We start from the raw sequence: 17,926 nt of genomic DNA, 5'->3' as shown, positions 1-17,926 counted from the left end.
ATTTGAATCATTGCTTAACGGGAAGACAAACGTGCTGAGCATACAAGGTTTAAATGCAAATATGAATCATCAGTTCAAAATATAGGTATTTATTAAATAAATATTGGGTGGAATTTTAAAAAACTTCCATTAGAATCCAAAATTCTACAAAGAATACTCCTGGGGGAAACATTGCTATAAGCGATGTTTACTTAAGAAAAACTAGCTTGAGGAACGCTCATGCAGATCGGAATCCCAACCGAAACTGTCGTCGGTGAAAGTCGTGTAGCTGCTACACCTGAGACAGTAAAGAAGTTGATTAACGCAGGTCATAGCGTTGTCATTGAACGTGGTGCTGGTGTTAAAGCTGCGTATATTGACAGTGCTTATGAACAAGTTGGCGCAACCATTACGGACGATGCATATACAGGTAGCCAAATTATTTTGAAAGTACGTGCTCCGAAAGGTGACGAGATTCAAAAGCTTGCGGCTAACACTACTGTGGTAGCAATGTTTGACCCTTACCGCAATCCAGAATTAGACCAGTTTGCTACTCAGCAAGTGTCTGCTTTTGCATTAGAGTTACTTCCACGTACACTTTCACGTGCACAAAATATGGATGTACTTTCTTCACAAGCAAACTTGGCAGGTTATAAATCTGTATTGTTAGCAGCGGCTGAATATCAACGTATGTTCCCAATGTTAATGACTGCTGCGGGTACCGTAAAACCTGCACGTGTTGTGATCATGGGTGTTGGTGTTGCAGGTCTTCAAGCTATTGCGACTGCAAAACGTTTAGGTGCAGTTGTAGAAGCAACAGACTTACGTCCAACAGCAAAAGAGCAGGTTGAGTCTTTAGGCGGTAAATGGTTAGACGTACCAATGTCCGATGAAGAAAAACAACGTGCTGCTGAAGCTGCGAAAAGCGGATACGGTTGGCAGCCTGGTGAGCAATACATCAAAGATCAAGCTGCGATTGTAGATAAAGCTGTATCAAATGCTGACATCGTAATCACGACCGCATTGATTCCAGGTCGTAATGCTCCACGTCTGATCAAAGCTGAAACTGTTGCCAAAATGAAACCAGGTTCTGTCATCTTAGATATGGCTGTTGAAACTGGTGGTAACGTTGAAGGTTCTAAAGAAGGCGAGACTGTTGTTACTGAAAATGGCGTGAAAATTTTGGGTATCCCAAATATTCCAGGCACAGTTGCAACAGAAGCATCTGCATTGTATGCACGTAACGTTTTCAACTTCCTTGAAACATTATTCGACAAAGACAAAAACTTTGCGATCAATCAAGAAGATGAAATCCAAAAAGCGTTACTCGTGACTCATGGCGGTCAAGTACTGCTCAAGCGCGGTTAAGGAGAGTTCTCATGGTTGAAACGATTACAATTTTCGTCCTTGCCATCTTCGTAGGTTACTACGTAGTTTGGGGAGTAACACCTGCGTTACATACACCACTTATGGCTGTAACGAACGCATTGTCTTCAATCATTATCGTTGGGGCAATGATCCAAACCGTGGGTATGCCTGTGATTGGTGTTGAAGCAAATGTAGCTTTCCAAAGCGTAAACGTTGTGAGCATCTTAGGTGCGATTGCTGTGTTCTTGGCAAGTATCAACATTTTTGGTGGCTTCGCTGTAACTGCTCGTATGCTTGAAATGTTCAAGCCGAAGCAAAAGAAAAAAGAGGGCTAATAGATGGAATTTATTCGAGACTATGCGGATTGGTTCTACCTGATTGGTGCCGTCCTTTTTATCTTAACTTTGCGTGGTTTGTCAGGTCCTAAAACTGCAATCGCAGGTAACCGTTACGGCATGATCGCTATGGCGATTGCTGTAGTGACAACATTCTTTGTTGCAGAACATCCAGTTGTTTGGATGATCGTTGGTGCGATGGTACTTGGTGGTGTGGTTGGTATCGCTCGTGCGCGAACTGTTCCGATGACTCAAATGCCTGAAACAGTTGCTTTAATGCACTCATTGGTTGGTTTGGCTGCGGTATTAATTGCGATTGCTGCGATTTTACACAACAATCAATTAACAGCATTATTTGCTGAAAATGAAGCTGCTTTAACTGCTGCTGGCGTACAGCATGCTCATATGAGCAAAGTTCATTTATTTGAATTGTTTGTGGGTTGTTTCGTTGGTGCGATTACATTTACAGCATCAGTATTTGCTTACGGTAAATTAGCTGCTAAGAAATGGGCAAAAACGATTTCTGGTGCATGGGTTAAACCTGTTCAAGCGCTAATCTTTGCTGCAATGCTTGCTGCAGGCATTATGTTCTTCTTGACGAATAACATGACTGCTTTCTGGGCGATGACAGCACTTGCACTTGCATTTGGTTGGGTTTGGATTGCGCCAGTTGGTGGCGGTGATATGCCAGTTGTGGTATCGCTTCTTAACTCATTCTCTGGTTGGGCTGCAGCTGGTATTGGTTTCACACTAGAAAACAATATGTTAATCGTTGCTGGTTCACTTGTAGGTTCTTCTGGTGCGATTCTTTCTTACATCATGTGTAAGGCGATGAACCGTTCAATCATCAACGTATTGTTTGGTGGTGCGATGGGTGGTGCAGCAGTTGCTACAGCGGACAAAGGCGAACAAGTTCAACGTAACTATCGTTCTGGTTCAGCAGATGACGCAGGTTTCTTGATGTCAAATGCTGACAGCGTTGTGATTGTACCTGGTTATGGTATGGCGCAAGGTCGTGCACAGAATGCAGTTAAAGAATTATGTGAAATCTTAAAAGAACAAGGCGTAACAGTACGTTTTGCGATTCATCCAGTTGCTGGTCGTATGCCTGGTCACATGAACGTATTACTTGCTGAAGCTGATGTTGCGTATGAAGACATCTTAGAGATGGATGAGATCAACTCAGACTTCCCAGCAACAGATGTAGTACTTGTAATCGGTGCGAACGACGTAGTTAACCCTGCAGCGAAAGATGATCCAAGTTCACCAATCTATGGTATGCCGATTCTTGAAGCTCACAAAGCTCGTACAATCATGGTAATCAAGCGTTCTATGGCAACAGGTTATGCTGGCTTAGACAATGACTTGTTCTACAATGAAAAAACAATGATGATCTTCGGTGATGCGAAGAAAGTTGTTGAAGATATGACGAAAGCAATCAATGGTGGTGGTCACTAATCTGACCTCATCAGGATTGAGAAAGCCACCCTTGGGTGGCTTTTTTATTTCGTTCTTATCAATTAAAGAAAATTTTCTACAAGATCCATGGATTGATCATAGAGTTCACGAGCGAGTTGTTGATTTTTTGCGTGTGGTGATTTCCAGTCTGGCATATGTGCACTGACATATTCACCATTACGATTTGCCCAATGATCTGCAATAGCCATATCTGTAATTAACTTAGCTGGAACAGAAGTGGGGACTAAGCCGATTTTCATAACTTCATAAACAGGCTTTGGTAGTTCGCGATAGATGTCTGATGCAACGCCACCTGGATGCAAAGCATTATTGGTAATGGTGCTATTCGCCATACGTTCAGCTAAAGCATTACTGAATAAAAGATTCGCTAACTTAGATTGCCCATAATAAAACAGCGGATTGTAAAAACCTTCTGCGCGAAATTTATTAGGTTTGATTGAACCTGCCCAATGTGCAATTGAAGCAAGGTGGATGATGCGGGCTTTAGGTGCTTTTTCTAAAACTGGGAGAAGCTTTTGGGTAAACAGGAAGTGACCGAGATAATTCACACCAAATTGTTGTTCAAAGCCATCTTGAGTGAGTTGTTTGGTCTTAGCAAACAATCCTGCATTGTTAATTAATACATCTAAATCACCATAACGATCCGAAATTTCATCCGCTGCTTTTCGTGTATGTTCTAGGCTATTTAAATCTAAAGAAATAAAATCCACTTGCCCTTGGTCTAATGCACGTAACTTTTTCAGTGCAGCCTGTGCCTTTAGAGGGTTACGACAAGCCAAAATGACATGTTGTCCATTTTTCACAAGTTGTTCAGCGGTAGCGAAACCAATCCCAGTATTCGCACCTGTAATTAAAATTTTCATTCCTATGCTCCAGCAATACTTATATTTCTAAAACTTTAAAGCATTGTTATATTGCTTTAATTTTGACAATTTGTCATGTCAATTTTGTGCGTAAGGTGATTCATATTTATTTGAGATGCGTATTTGTCAATGAAGAGACTGATATTCAATGTGATTTCTACAAGATATCTATGGCATATCTAAGTTTTTATTTTTTTACATTGAATAAATATAAATACTTGAAAATATAAAAAGAAATATATGTTTATCTTGGCATTCTCCTTGCACTGGATTGAATGATCTTTTAAGGGGAATTTAATGAAAAATATAATTTTGATTTCTACATTTTTAATATTTCTCTCAACATCAGTATCCGCCTCAACAGCACCGAATATTCAAGAAATTCGTATTTCACTCGATAGTGTTTGGGTGGTTATTGGGGGGATCTTGGTGTTTTTCATGCAGGCAGGATTTGCATTGATCGAAAGTGGATCAGTGCGTAGTAAAAATACGGTCAATGTACTGATGAAGAACTATATGGATACCTGTATCGGGGGCTTAGTATTTTGGTTGTTTGGATTTGGATTAATGTTTGGCTTAAATCAATCGGGATGGATTGGATTGAGCCACTTTATGCCAAATCAGATGGATGATTGGCATTGGAACTTACTTTTCTTCCAAATGATGTTTGCTGCGACGGCTACAACCATTGCGAGTGGAGCAATGGCAGAGCGTATCCATTTTGTTGCCTATGTGGTAAGTGCCATTTTTGTGAGTGGTGTGATTTATCCAGTTTTTGGCAGTTGGGCGTGGGGTGGTTTGTTTGGGGGAGATGGTTGGCTTAAAGCAATGGGCTTTATTGATTTTGCAGGTTCTACAGTTGTGCATTCTATTGGTGGTTGGGTGGCTCTTGCAGGGATTATTGTACTTGGTCCTCGTTTAGGGCGATTTGGGCGTAAAGGACAAAGCCATTTTTTAGCTGGACATAATTTACCTCTAGTTGCGCTAGGTGGGTTTATTTTGTGGTTTGCTTGGTTTGGTTTTAATGCTGCTTCAACTGTTTCAGCAAATGTCAGTATTGGTCGTATTGCGTTGAATACACATTTAGCTGCATGTGCAGCAGCTTCAACTTATATGATTTTGGCATTGATTCGATCTAAAGCTGTATTAATACGCAATACCATTAATGCTTCGCTGGCGGGGTTGGTCGCGATCACTGCTGGTTGTGCCACGATGTCTCCAATTTTCGCGGTTATGACAGGTGTTGGCGCAGGTATATTGATTAGCTTTGTGCCACAACTTCTTGTCAAAATGCAGTTGGATGATGTTGTAGATGCGGTGGCGGTTCATGGTGTTTGTGGTGCTTGGGGTACATTGGCGGCTGGCGCATTTTTGGAAACTAATCTTTTTGGTGCAAATGTGATGTATGTTCAGGTCATAGGAATTTTTGCTGCGTTCGTTTGGGGATTTGGTTTGGCATTGCTGGTATTTAAGATTTTGGACAAAGTTCTTGGAGGTTTGAGAGTGTCTCAGCAACATGAACAACGAGGACTGGATTATACCGAGCACGCGGAGCTTTCATATCCAGAGTTTCAAAGGGATTTAACCTTTGATGCTGACAATATTACGCATCGTCATTAATAGGAGCTGTGTTTATGGCTGAATTAACGATTGAGCAAAAGAGATTAGCAATCGAAAAAGGCTTATCTCAGTTTTTACCTGAGTCTGTTTTGCAGCGTGCTTTACGTTATTGGGAGCGTGAATATGGGCATCAGCCATCATTTGTTTTGAATCGATTTCTCAGTGAAATTTGTTCAAATGATGAATTGCGTATGCAGCGCAAAGAAATGTTGCGTCAAGTTCTATACGAAATCTCAATATTAGAGAAGCAGCAACATCTTAAAGTAAAGGATAAAAAAGTATCCACCACGCAGCCAAGTATTCAAATTAATGAAAATAATAATGCGCTTTTTCTGGTGTTTTATGATTTCGTGATGGCTGTATTAAAGGGTGTGATACGAGATGATTATCTAGAGTTTGTGGAAGAAATACAGAAAAGCATGAAGAAGCATCGATTACTTGCTGGATATTTTTATCTTCTGGGTGCAGAGCAGGAGTCATTAAAGCAAATTTCACAGCAACATTATGCTGATATGTTAACTATGCTATATGCGATTTATTGTGATTTTTACGGTCCGAATAAAGCAGATCAGCTTTATGCTGCAATACGGCAAGAAATCAAACAGAATTATACTGAAGTGAATCTCGCATCATTATTATAGATATAAAAAAGCGACCTACTAAGGTCGCTTTTTTGAGCTTTAAGCTACTGATTCAGGAGTGCGCCATAGGCTTTCGAGATCATAAAACTTACGGGCAGTAGGTAACATTACATGTACAACGACATAACCTAGATCGATAAGGATCCATTCAGCATCTCGTTCGCCTTCGACGCCGAGTGGGCGGAAACCTGCTTTACGTGCTTCATCAGCAACATTATCAGCAAGGGCTTTAACATGACGAGTAGACGTGCCGCTTGCGATCACAATTGCATCGGCAACATTACTGATTGAACTTACATCAAGTTCTAAAATATCTTTGGCTTTTACATCTGCAAGGGCTTCATGTACAACTTTTAGACAAGCTTGTACATCTTTATTAGATGATTGGATTTTTAGGTCGTGAGAATTAGAAGCGCTGGGCGATGGTTCTAAATTCATAGAGGGTATATTTTCCTGACAATTGCTCATTGTCAAATATACCGTTTTTCTCTAAAAAATTCAAATTTTAGCCGTAACAGTTTATGTATTCACATCATTGGAGAAGTACTTTTTTTTCCATCCAAATGATTGATATGATTGATCTTTTGGTCTATATTCAGCCCCAATGTAGCCTTTGTAGTCACTCTGAAGTAACCAATCGAAAATAGGCTTGTAGACAATACTACCTGTATCGGGTTCATGTCGATGTGGACAATCTGCAAATTGAATATGTCCAATAAGATCAATATTTTCCTGCAATCCTGCTAGAACATCTTCCCCCATCATTGCCATATGATAGCAATCGTATTGCATTTTAAGAGCAGGGTGGTTCACTGCTTCTAACATTTCTTGGGCTTGAGCAATATTTTGAACGAGAAAGCGGGGCATGTCGGTCCCGTTAATCATTTCAAATACAGGAGTAATACCTTGTTCTGTCAGCATATGGCAGGCAAGTTTTAAGTTGCTTGATAATGTGTTTAGGCAAGGTAAAAGGTCTGCATCCAAAGGTTGCTTACCTGCCAAAATATTGACACTTGGTACCTTGAGTGCTTTTGCATATTTGATGGCTAATTCAAGTGCGTGATGAAAAGCGATTTCCTGGCCTGGCACCCCTGCAAGACCATCACCACCTTGCATAAGATCCCCAGCTGGAACGTTAATTAAGCAAAGTGATAACCCATGTTGTTCAAGCTGAGTTTGAATGTCTAGGATGTCTAATTCGTATGGAAATTGAATTTCAACATGTTGAAAACCATGATTTCGAGCGAGTTCGAATCGTTCTATCAAAGGTACTTCAGTAAAAATCATGGATAAATTGACTGCAAGTCGGCTCATGTTCAATCTCCTTGAATTAATACTTTATTGTTCTATATATTGAATGATAGTCGCTAAATCCTTCTCAGCAAAGCCATTTTCTTGGTGAGCTTGTAACTGTAATAGAGCTTTTTGTGCAACAGGTATTGTTAAGTTAAAACTTTGAGCTAGTTTTAGCGCATTATTTAAATCTTTTGATAAAGTTTGCACTTTCCATTGCACAGGTTCGAATGTATGAGTTGCCATTCGTGGTGCAAGTATTTGAAATGGTTTGGAGTCGGCGAAACCGCCTGCAAGAGCAGGGGCAAGTAGTTGGGTGTCAACACCTGCTTGGTCTGCTAAAGCGACAGCTTCTGCAATCAAAGTGCTATTTGCAGCAACGATTAATTGATTACATATTTTTGTTGCTTGACCAGTGCCAGATGCCCCCATGCGCGTAACACGTTGTGATAATACTTGATATATCGGAGCAAGTTGCTGGATGGTTTGTTCATCTCCACCTGCAAAGATGACCAGTGTCCCTTGTTCAGCGCCTGCAGTCCCACCTGAAACGGGTGAGTCAATCCATGTTAGGTTTTTTTCTTGAGCAGCCCGAGCTAAATTTTGTGTTGCTGAGACAGACAAGCTTGAGAAATCGACAAGAATCTGTCCTGCGGCTAAATGAGGTTGAATTTTGCTGAAAACACTTTCGACGGCAGAGTCATCAGCCAAACAGATTAGAATAACGGGATATTCATTTATTTGTTCTAAGTCGAGTGCAATCGCACCTTGTTGAATGATTGAATCACATGCATGTGGACTTCGATTCCAAACAGCGACTTTATAACCTGCTTGGAGTAATCGGATTGCCATACGCGTTCCCATTAACCCCATTCCTAAGAATGCGATTGGTGTTTGCTGATTAACATGCATGTGAAAATACTCAGATCATAATTACTTGTATTGACGAGGTAAGAATTGAACTTCAGGGTTCTTATCTTTCTTACGAGCGAGGGCACTATTTTTACCTAATAACAGTTTGAGTTGCCATAATTTTTCAAGGCGTAATGCTTTTTCTGGTTGGTGCTCCATGGCGTCGAGCACTCGTTTTGCTGCCATTAATGCATCTGGTGAACGTTGCAGCATTTCTTGAGCAATCACATGTGCTTTTGCTAAAGGATCTTGATCAAGATGAGTCACTAAACCGATATTTTTTGCATATTCTGCATCAAAGATACGTGCAGTGAGTGTGAGTTCTTTCGCTAAATCAACACCGATCAGACCTTTTAATGAACGTGTTAAGCCCATGTCTGGTACTAATCCCCAACGACTTTCCATAATAGACATTTGGGTGTTAGGTGTTGCAATTCGAATATCTGCGGCAAGAGCGAGCTGCATTCCTGCACCAAAACAATATCCCTCAATCGCAGCAATGACAGGGATCGGAAGATTTTGCCAAATAAGAAATGCTTTTTGGAATAAGCTTTGCCCTGGTTTGATCAGTTCCCACGCTGCAAATGCCGTATTTTTGGGATTATTCAGGTCGGATAAGTCAATCCCAGCACTGAAGACATGTGCTTCACCTGTCAAAATGACACAACGAATCGAACGATCTTTTTCGATTTTTTTTGCAGTGGAAACAAGTTCTTTTAATAATGCAAAACTCATTGCATTACGTTTGTCTGGGCGGTTTAGATAAACCGTTGCAATTCCATTGTTTTTCTCAATACGTAAAAGCGACATTTGCTTAACTCTTATTGTGTGCGATAAGTCAGCATAGCATGAGTCCCAGAGTGGAAACATGACACAACAGTCACGCTAAATGTCATGAGAGTGTAAAACCAGATTAGCAGCTAGCTTGACTTGTTCGATTGCCGTATTGAGTTCATTAAAGCGATGATTTGTTTCACTAATAAATGCATCATCCGCTTTTCTACGCTCCTTTCGCAGTGTCGAAACAAATTGCTCAAATTCACCAGAAACACGTTGCAGGTTAGGTGTTCCAACATAACGTGTTGCACCATATAAGCGGTGCAATACATGTTCCAACTGAGGGAAATCTTCAAGTTCGATTAACTGTTGCATTTCAGCTAGTTCAGTATCAAAGCTATCGACTAACATATTGAGTAGGTCTTGAGCGAGATCTTCTTTGTTCGCGGCAAGTTGAATGCTTTGTTGCCAATTTAGAATTTGCGGGTCAATCGATTCAACAGGGCGTTTCTGCTCATTCACTTGAGTTTGAGAACTAAAATTATTCTTTGTCCAATGGGTAAGGATTTGAATGATTTGTTCCATTTGAATAGGTTTGGTGACGTAATCATTCATACCCACTTTGAGTAGCTTTTGTTTTTCATCCGCTAAAGCGTGTGCTGTAAGAGCAATGATTGGGAGCTGCATACCTGAATCTAAGGTTGACTCTAGTGAGCGAATCGCTCTCGTGGTATCAATTCCTGACATCACAGGCATTTGAATGTCCATGAAAACAAGATCAAAAGGCGGAAGTTTTTGCTCGATGCGTTCTTGAATCAGGTCAATAGCTTTTTGACCACTCAATGCTTTGGTTGTGGTGACATTTAACTCACCAAGTAAGGCTTCAAGAACGATGAGGTTTGGCAAGTGGTCATCAACGGCTAAAACATGCAAGCCTTGACCATTAAAGTCTTCAGGCTCTTGTTCGAAGATCGGTTGGTTGCTCAGGAGCTGTACAAGTTCACGACGACTCAATGGCTGATAAAGTGGTCGAGCGCGGTATTCATTGAGCATATTTGGTTCTAGGCTCATTTGATATCCATACACAGCTAAATTGCCGCTATAACGTTGACGGATTTCTTTGAGCAATGCTTCTGTATCGCCACTGTGATCAACGATCAACCATGTATTATCTTGTTGGCTTAAATGATTTAAGCGACTGAATAGATCCAGAATTGATTGGGTTTCAATATGTGAGACATGATAGTTTTCTAAATATGAACGTAAAACACTTGCTGTTGCAGGGTGGGCGAGATAAGACACCACTTGCAAGTGCTCAAAGTGTGGATGCTCAACATATTCATCTTGCTCTTCAACTTTAAACAGCGCCGTGAACCAAAAGGTTGATCCTTTTTCTGTCGGTGCGCGTTCTTGATTGTCCTCGAAGCCGATGTGACCATGCATTAAGTGTACTAATTGTTTGGAAATTGCTAATCCAAGACCTGTACCACCAAATTGGCGTGTAACGGATGCATCACCTTGCGAGAATGATTCAAATAATTTTTTACGATCGGTCCCACTTAGACCAATCCCGCTATCTTGAACACTGAAATGTAGTAAACATTGACCAATTTCATCATCCTCCATTCGAACGCGTACGATGATTTCACCATCGGGGGTGAATTTAATTGCATTTGAGATGAGGTTGGTCAGAATTTGTTTAAAGCGTAATGCATCGCCTACAACGTGTTGTGGGATATTTTCAGCATAGTAGAACGCCATGTTGATATGCTTTTGTGCAGCCAAAGGCGAAAGCATATCCATAACATCAAAAATAGCTTCTTCTAGGTCAAAAGGTGCAGTTTCGAGTTCTAGTTTTCCTGCATCAATTTTAGAAAAATCTAGTACGTCATTAATGAGTGCCAATAGATGTGCAGATGACTTGCGTATAGTTTGAAGATAAAGGTTTTGTTCATTACTCAAATTTTGTTGGCGGAGTAATAAATGAATAAAACCATCAATACTATTTAGTGGTGTTCTCAGCTCATGGCTGATATTGGCAAGGAAAACAGATTTTGATTGATTTGATGAAATTGCTTGGTCACGTGCCTGACGATAGGTAATGTTTTGGACTTCTAAGGTATCTAAGGTGCGGCGTAAATCTTCTTCTGTCTGTTCAGTATGTTCTTTAAGTTCCAAGAAACTGAAGTGTAGGCGTTTAACAACGTTGGCAATATCTCGCTGCAATAAACGTAGCTCACCAGTACTGTTCACTACAATATGTTGATCTAATGTATCTGCATTTAAACGTTGCATTTGCATCCGTATTTCATACAGTGGAGCTAACCAACGTCGTGAAAATACATTTAAGCAGAACAATAGGATGAGTAAGGTGATCAGACCTGTTACGACTAGTGATAATAAAATCTTATAGCGAGCCAGTTCTAAAGGGTGATTATCGAGCTCAACCATCAACCAAACTGGATTGGTAGCATCACTTTTAATTTTTGTACCGTAAATGCTGTTGTGATTGTGTTGTATTGGTCCAAAAAAATTACTGTTATTTGGGAAAGTTGGCCAGAAACGATTGTTTTGATAGCCGACGCTAAGATAGGTTTGTCCTTGACTATCAATCAAAACGGCTCGTTGTAAGTTCTTCTCATTAAACATCTTTTGCATGATGTTTTGAGCACGATAATATTGATCAGGACGTTCTTGCACCAGTCGCAGTAAATCTGCGGCAGTTTGATGATATCGAGCTAAGATTGCAGAAGCATCTGAACGTTGTTGTTGTTTTGCTGAGTTCGTCGTTTCTGATAAGACCCAAAGAATTCCAACGCTGGTCAATACCGCAATCGGCACTAAAATCAGTGCGATCAACTGTCCGTAAGCATGATTCAGCCGTAAACGCTTTGATAGGGTTTTATTGAAATTTGACATAGTGCGGTCAGATTTATCATTCTGCGAAACATCTTATCATGCTTTGAGAAAAGCGAGGCATTTACCAGCCAATAAAAAGCATATTGAAAAGGTGCAGTATTTTGGTTTTTTTCATACAATAGTCGCCACCTTAATATCGGTGTCGATCATGACGAATACGCAAACTGATTTTTTAGCAGAAGAATTTTTACTGGATTATTATGTCGGTAAAAGCCCCTTGGTGCGTTTACAGCGTTTAGCGAGTCATACTCAAGCCACGGTATTAGCAAAATTAGAAGGCAATAATCCTGCTGGATCAGTGAAAGACCGTCCTGCTTATAACATGATTATCCAAGCTGAAAAGCGTGGACAAATTAAGCCTGGTGATACTTTGATTGAGGCAACCAGTGGAAACACAGGTATTGCACTTGCGATGGTTGCGGCAATGCGCGGCTATAAAATGAAACTGATCATGCCAAACAATATGAGCCAAGAGCGTAAAGACGCAATGTCTGCGTATGGTGCTGAGTTAATTGAAGTGACTCAGAAACAAGGTATGGAAGGTGCTCGTGATCTCGCGATGCAAATGCAAGCTGAAGGTAAGGGCTTGGTGTTGAACCAGTTTGGTAATCCAGATAACGTGGAAGCACATTATCTCACGACAGGTCCTGAAATTTGGAAACAAACAGGTGGGAAAATCACCCATTTTGTAAGCTCAATGGGAACTACAGGTACCATCATGGGTGTTTCCAAATATTTAAAAGAACAAAATCCTGATATTCAAATTGTAGGCCTACAGCCGTCTGATGGTTCAAGTATTGCTGGAATCCGTCGTTGGCCAGAAGAGTACTTACCAACTATTTTTGATCGTAGTCGAGTTGATCGTATTATAGATATTCCACAAATTGAAGCTGAGCGAACTATGCGTAAGCTCGCTCGCCATGAAGGTATCAGTGCTGGTACATCATCGGGTGGTGCAGTGTGGGCATCTATTAAAATAGCAGAAGAAAATCCTGACGCAGTGATTGTATGTATTATCTGTGATCGCGGTGATCGTTACTTATCAACGGGATTATTCTCCGTACAAGATTAAAATCTCCGCCTAGCCCCTCTCTTTGAAAAAAGAGAGGTTGGGAGGGATTGAGCGAGATTCCGATGAACTTACGTTTTCCAATTTTAGTTTTTGATATTGAAACACTCACCGATCTAAAGGCAGGGGCCCATCTTTATCATTTAGATTTACCTGATACTGATGTGGAGCAAGCGCTTACAAAAATTCGTCGTCAAGAATCTGGTATGGATTTTCAGCGACTTCCATTGCATGAGATCGTTTGTATTTCAGGATTATGGATTGATGAAAAAGGGTTTCGACTTTTTTCGTTTAGTCAGGAAAATAACTCCGAAGCAGAAATGTTAACTAAATTTTTATCAATTTTTGATAAAAAACAGCCTACGTTGATCAGTTGGAATGGTTCGCAGTTTGATTTGCCCGTTATTTTATTTAGGGCGATGTATCATGGTTTATCTGCTCCAAGTTTATTTGATCAAGGCGAAATTGATAATCAGAAGCGGTATAATAACTACCAAAATCGTTATCACCAGCGTCATGTAGATTTGATGGATGTGATGGCGATGTTTAATGGTCGCAATTTCCAGAAGCTTGATGATATTGCCTGTTTACTTGGCTTCCCAGGCAAGCGTGGTGAATCAGGTTATCATGTACCAGAGTATGTGCGCTCGGCACAGTGGTTGAAACTGACCAGTTATTGCGAAGGCGATGTCTTAAATACATGGTTGGTTTATTTGCGTTGGTTATTGTTGAAAGGTCAATTAAATCAACTTGATCATCAACAGTTGATTCAATCAACAATTGATTATTTACAAACTCAAACGCAACAGACAGAATTTTTACAGGTATGGCAGCAGACATCGCAATATACTGTATTCACCGCAGATACGTTTGCGCAAAAAAATTAGGTTGATCTTTTGAAGCATAAAGCAAAAAAACGTCCCGTTCACCATCCGATTTACACCTTCGATATTGAAGCTTTTTCACACGAAGGGCGTGGTATAGCGCACTATGGAACGCATCCTGACCATCCTAAAGAAAAGCATGGTAAGAAAGTGTTTATTCGTTATGCTTTAGTAGGTGAGACAGTAAAAGCAAAAATCACCAACCAAACCACACGTTTAGAAGAAGCGGAAATGATCACACTAGAAAGTGATGCTTCGGAGCAACGAGTTGCACCTGTGTGCGCGCATTTTGGTGTGTGTGGTGGATGTAGTTTGCAACATATTCATCCAGATCAACAGATAGTGTTAAAGCAAAATGTATTGAAGTCACATTTAGAACATTTTGCCGGTTTACAACCAGAAGAATGGTTAGCTCCAATTCGTTCTGTCAAAACAGATTATCGTCGCCGTGCTCGCATTGGCGTGCGGTATATTCCAAAACAAAATCGACTAGTGATGGGGTTTCGAGAACATCATAGCAACCATTTGACTGATATACAGCAATGTAAGGTCTTAGATCAGGTTTTGTCAGATGCGTTGGTAGAACTAAAAACTTTACTCGAAAGTCTAACAGGCAAAGCCCACATCGGTCATATAGAATTGGCGATGGGTGATAATGAGGTCGCGTTATTAATTCGTCACTTGGATGAATTAAATGTGTCGGATGTCAACCAATTGCGTCAATTTACGTTACTCAAGGGATGGCAGTTATACTTTCAACCAAAAGGTATAGACAGTTTGCATCGAGTTGACGATGAACATGCACCTATGCGTTTACATTATAGTCTTGAGGATTTTAAGGTGAAGTTTGCATTTTCGCCTTTAGATTTTACTCAAGTGAATAGCCATGTGAATGCGCGTATGGTTCAGTTGGCATGTGAATTGCTTGATTTGAAAGAGGGTGAGCGAGTACTTGATCTGTTTTGTGGGTTAGGTAATTTCTCTTTACCTTTAGCACGCTGTGTGGGTGAAACGGGTCGAGTCATCGGTGTTGAAGCAAGTGATGAGATGGTTGAACGAGCAACTGAAAATGCGCAAGCAAATTATTTGACTCAAGCCAGCTTCTTTTCACAAGATTTAACAAAAGACTTTTCGCATCATTCTTGGGCAAAGCAAGGATTTGATGCATTATTAATTGATCCTCCACGATCAGGTGCTTATGAGGTTATGCAATACGTACCTAATTTTGGAGCGAAAAGAATCGTTTATGTTTCATGTAATCCTTCGACACTGGCAAGGGATGCAGGTGTACTGGCACAATATGGCTATCAACTTAAAAAAGCGGCAGTGATGGACATGTTTACCCATACTGAACATGTTGAGTCAATTGCCTTATTTGAAAAAATTGAACAGCTTGAAAAGACCCAAGAGATAAACGATTAGAAAATGAGTTACATATCCAGAGGAGAATGGTATGGTCACAGTACGTGAGCAGTTACCTGGACGACTTCACGAGTTGTCAGAGGAAACGACTGTAGAACATGCCGCTGAAGCGCAAAGTGGTCTAGTCTCATGGTTAGATCGAGTGCGCGATATCTTGGGTGGGGCAGAGTTAAAGCAACTACAAAAAGTTGCGCAACTTACCTTAGAAAAAGAGTTAGAAACAACGGTGAATCATCGTAGCAATACCTTTAGTACAGGTATTGGTATGGCGGATATTTTGGCACACTTACATGTTGATGAAGATACGCTTTCGGCAGCTGTCTTATATCGTAGTGTACGTGAAGGCCTGATTACTTTAGAAGATATTCAACAACAATTTGGAGAGCAAGTGTTGAGCCTTGTAAAAGGTACGCTTGCAATGGGTAAGCTCTCTGAGTTGATCGAAAAAAATAAACGTTTAGAAGATCATTTTAATAATAATCAGCGCGAACACCTGAGTGGCATTTATAAAATGCTGATCTCAGTGACGGAAGACGTTCGTGTTGTACTGATTAAGCTTGCTGAGCGTACTTATGCCTTACGTGAATTGGCGACTGCAAGTAAAGAGCGTCAAGAGCGTGTCGCACGAGAAATTCTAACGATATATTCGCCTTTAGCGCATCGTCTAGGGATTGCTCAACTCAAGTGGGAACTTGAAGATCTTGCATTCCGATATTTAGCGCCAGAGCGATACAAAGAAATTGCTTCTTTGTTGAATGAAAAGCGTTTAGAGCGCGAACAATATATCCAATTCGTGATTGATAAACTCAAAACTGAATTGGCAGAGCATGATATCCAAGCTGAAATTAGTGGTCGAGTAAAACACATTTATTCGATTTATCGCAAAATCAAAAGCAAGAACCTTAGCTTTGATCAGTTATATGATATTCGTGCTGTTCGAGTTTTAGTTAAGGGAGTTCCTGACTGCTATCACGCTTTGGGTATTGTGCATCAGTTGTGGCGTCATATTCCAAATCAGTTTGATGATTATGTAACCAATCCTAAGGCAAATGGCTATCGCTCTTTGCATACGGCTGTGATTGCTGAGAATAAATCGCTTGAAGTACAAATCCGTACGTTTGAAATGCACAATGAGGCAGAGTTAGGCGTATGTTCGCACTTTAACTATAAAGAAGGGGCAAAGAATACCGATCATTCATTTAATGATCGCTTACACTCTTTACGTGCAGTGCTTGAACATTACCAAGAACGTACTGAAACCACACCACATGCCGAAGATGATGAGTCTAATGGTATTGATCATATTCAAGATTTTGAAAATTTTGAAAAGATTTATGTGTTTAGTCGTGATGGGGATATTAAAGAATTACCCCGTGGTTCGACAGTTTTAGATTTTGCTTACCATGTGCATACTGAAGTCGGTAACAAGTGTTATGCCGCACGTGTTAACCAGCGTTATGTTCCTCTTACCTATACCTTGAAAACAGGTGAGCAAGTTGAAATTTTAACGAAGAAAGATCGTGAACCTAATCGTGATTGGTTGGTGAATTCTTTAGGTTATATTAAAACCGCTCGAGCAAGAGATAAGTTACGTCACTGGTTTAGACAGCAAGATCGTAGTAAAAATATTGAAGTTGGACGTGAGTTACTCAATAAAGAGTTGGCGCGTTTAGCGATTCATCCAAAGAGTATTGATCTCAAAGATTATTCATCACATTTTAACTTGAAATCTGGTGATGACATTCTAGTGGCTTTGGTGAGTGGTGATATCAGTCTACATGCATTGATTAATCAAGTTAATCGTCAAATGCATCTAGATCAAGATGAGCCTGAATTAGTGCTGAAACCAGCATTGAATCCACGTGCAAGCCATACTTTATCTGCGCATGGGATTTTGATTGATGGTTTGGATAACGTAGAACTGCATATTGCACAGTGCTGTCAACCTGTTCATGGTGAGTCAATTGGTGGTTATATCACTTTAAATCGTGGTGTAAGTATCCATAAAGTGGCTTGTCCTGATTATATTCGTATGACGACTCAAGAGCCTGAAAGAGCGGTTGAGGCGGATTGGGAAATGCAGCCAACACGAGGACAGAGTGTTCAAATCGTGGTGGAAGCGTATGATCGCCGTGGTTTACTGAAAGATCTCACACAGGTGATTTTCTCAGACCAAATTAATATTCGTCAGGTCAATACGATTTCTGAGGCAGATGGTATCGCCAATATGAAACTCTTGATTGAAGTTAAAGGTTTGGCGCAATTGTCTCGGTTATTAGCTCGTTTGGAGCAACAACCAGGGATTATTAGCGCTAGGCGTTTGGTTCAAGGAAGCTAAATTAATAAAAAGCTGCATGTTAATGCA

15 protein-coding genes are annotated in these 17,926 nt (G+C 40.4%); 9 read left to right on the top strand and 6 right to left on the bottom strand.

Annotated features, from left to right (window positions below):
* Positions 1-219 precede the first annotated feature (219 nt).
* The 3 genes from ACSC97_RS02445 to ACSC97_RS02435 are packed head-to-tail and all read left to right on the top strand — an operon-like array spanning position 220 to position 3,140.
* Complete coding sequence (locus ACSC97_RS02445; protein WP_004906659.1) at positions 220-1,347, top strand: Re/Si-specific NAD(P)(+) transhydrogenase subunit alpha; 1,128 nt, start codon at positions 220-222, stop codon at positions 1,345-1,347.
* An 11-nt stretch (positions 1,348-1,358) separates the two neighbouring features.
* The gene (locus ACSC97_RS02440) at positions 1,359-1,682 is read left to right on the top strand and encodes a proton-translocating transhydrogenase family protein (RefSeq protein WP_004681730.1); all 324 of its coding nucleotides are present in this window, start codon (positions 1,359-1,361) and stop codon (positions 1,680-1,682) included.
* Positions 1,683-1,685: 3 nt separating this feature from the next.
* Positions 1,686-3,140 carry an NAD(P)(+) transhydrogenase (Re/Si-specific) subunit beta gene (locus ACSC97_RS02435; protein WP_004906661.1) on the top strand — a complete coding sequence of 485 codons (1,455 nt, stop codon included), beginning with the start codon at positions 1,686-1,688 and terminating at the stop codon, positions 3,138-3,140.
* 62 nt (positions 3,141-3,202) lie between these two features.
* Here ACSC97_RS02435 and ACSC97_RS02430 read toward each other — a convergent pair whose 3' ends face one another.
* Positions 3,203-4,024, bottom strand: coding sequence for an SDR family NAD(P)-dependent oxidoreductase (locus tag ACSC97_RS02430; protein WP_004955639.1), 822 nt, complete (start codon positions 4,022-4,024; stop codon positions 3,203-3,205).
* 297 nt (positions 4,025-4,321) lie between these two features.
* Between ACSC97_RS02430 and ACSC97_RS02425 the strand changes: the two genes are divergently transcribed.
* Together ACSC97_RS02425 and ACSC97_RS02420 are read left to right on the top strand one after the other, a co-directional pair.
* Positions 4,322-5,644 (top strand): ammonium transporter, encoded by a 1,323-nt coding sequence (locus ACSC97_RS02425; RefSeq protein ID WP_436659135.1) that lies wholly within the window; start codon positions 4,322-4,324, stop codon positions 5,642-5,644.
* Positions 5,645-5,658: 14 nt separating this feature from the next.
* Positions 5,659-6,285 (top strand): hypothetical protein, encoded by a 627-nt coding sequence (locus ACSC97_RS02420; protein WP_436659133.1) that lies wholly within the window; start codon positions 5,659-5,661, stop codon positions 6,283-6,285.
* Positions 6,286-6,324: 39 nt separating this feature from the next.
* On the opposite strand, the gene rsfS is transcribed toward ACSC97_RS02420, so the two are convergent.
* The 5 genes from rsfS to ACSC97_RS02395 all read right to left on the bottom strand — a co-directional run bounded on the left by rsfS (position 6,325) and on the right by ACSC97_RS02395 (position 12,186).
* Positions 6,325-6,723 carry a ribosome silencing factor gene (gene rsfS, locus ACSC97_RS02415; RefSeq protein ID WP_436659172.1) on the bottom strand — a complete coding sequence of 133 codons (399 nt, stop codon included), beginning with the start codon at positions 6,721-6,723 and terminating at the stop codon, positions 6,325-6,327.
* A gap of 81 nt (positions 6,724-6,804) precedes the next feature.
* Positions 6,805-7,599 carry a hydroxypyruvate isomerase family protein gene (locus ACSC97_RS02410; RefSeq protein WP_436659131.1) on the bottom strand — a complete coding sequence of 265 codons (795 nt, stop codon included), beginning with the start codon at positions 7,597-7,599 and terminating at the stop codon, positions 6,805-6,807.
* 24 nt (positions 7,600-7,623) lie between these two features.
* Positions 7,624-8,490: an NAD(P)-dependent oxidoreductase gene (locus ACSC97_RS02405; RefSeq protein WP_234856442.1), complete on the bottom strand. Its 867-nt coding sequence runs from the start codon at positions 8,488-8,490 to the stop codon at positions 7,624-7,626.
* A 21-nt stretch (positions 8,491-8,511) separates the two neighbouring features.
* Positions 8,512-9,300 carry a crotonase/enoyl-CoA hydratase family protein gene (locus ACSC97_RS02400; RefSeq protein ID WP_004906675.1) on the bottom strand — a complete coding sequence of 263 codons (789 nt, stop codon included), beginning with the start codon at positions 9,298-9,300 and terminating at the stop codon, positions 8,512-8,514.
* Positions 9,301-9,375: 75 nt separating this feature from the next.
* Entirely contained in the window at positions 9,376-12,186 is a 2,811-nt protein-coding gene (locus ACSC97_RS02395; RefSeq protein WP_436659128.1) for a GacS-like sensor histidine kinase, read from the bottom strand.
* A 148-nt stretch (positions 12,187-12,334) separates the two neighbouring features.
* Between ACSC97_RS02395 and cysM the strand changes: the two genes are divergently transcribed.
* The 4 genes from cysM (at position 12,335) to ACSC97_RS02375 (ending at position 17,899) form a co-directional block, all read left to right on the top strand.
* Positions 12,335-13,258, top strand: coding sequence for a cysteine synthase CysM (gene cysM / locus ACSC97_RS02390; RefSeq protein WP_004955667.1), 924 nt, complete (start codon positions 12,335-12,337; stop codon positions 13,256-13,258).
* 62 nt (positions 13,259-13,320) lie between these two features.
* The gene (locus ACSC97_RS02385) at positions 13,321-14,142 is read left to right on the top strand and encodes a 3'-5' exonuclease (RefSeq protein ID WP_004906686.1); all 822 of its coding nucleotides are present in this window, start codon (positions 13,321-13,323) and stop codon (positions 14,140-14,142) included.
* 9 nt (positions 14,143-14,151) lie between these two features.
* Complete coding sequence (gene rlmD / locus ACSC97_RS02380; protein ID WP_199956165.1) at positions 14,152-15,561, top strand: 23S rRNA (uracil(1939)-C(5))-methyltransferase RlmD; 1,410 nt, start codon at positions 14,152-14,154, stop codon at positions 15,559-15,561.
* A gap of 31 nt (positions 15,562-15,592) precedes the next feature.
* Positions 15,593-17,899, top strand: a complete 2,307-nt coding sequence (locus tag ACSC97_RS02375) for a RelA/SpoT family protein (protein ID WP_436659125.1) — start codon at positions 15,593-15,595, stop codon at positions 17,897-17,899.
* The last annotated feature ends 27 nt before the right edge of the window (positions 17,900-17,926 follow it).

It is taken from the genome of Acinetobacter sp. P1(2025) (assembly GCF_051390655.1).
GTDB lineage: Bacteria > Pseudomonadota > Gammaproteobacteria > Pseudomonadales > Moraxellaceae > Acinetobacter > Acinetobacter junii.
Note: the sequence above shows the minus strand (reverse complement) of the source record. Positions and strands in the feature narration are given on the sequence as shown.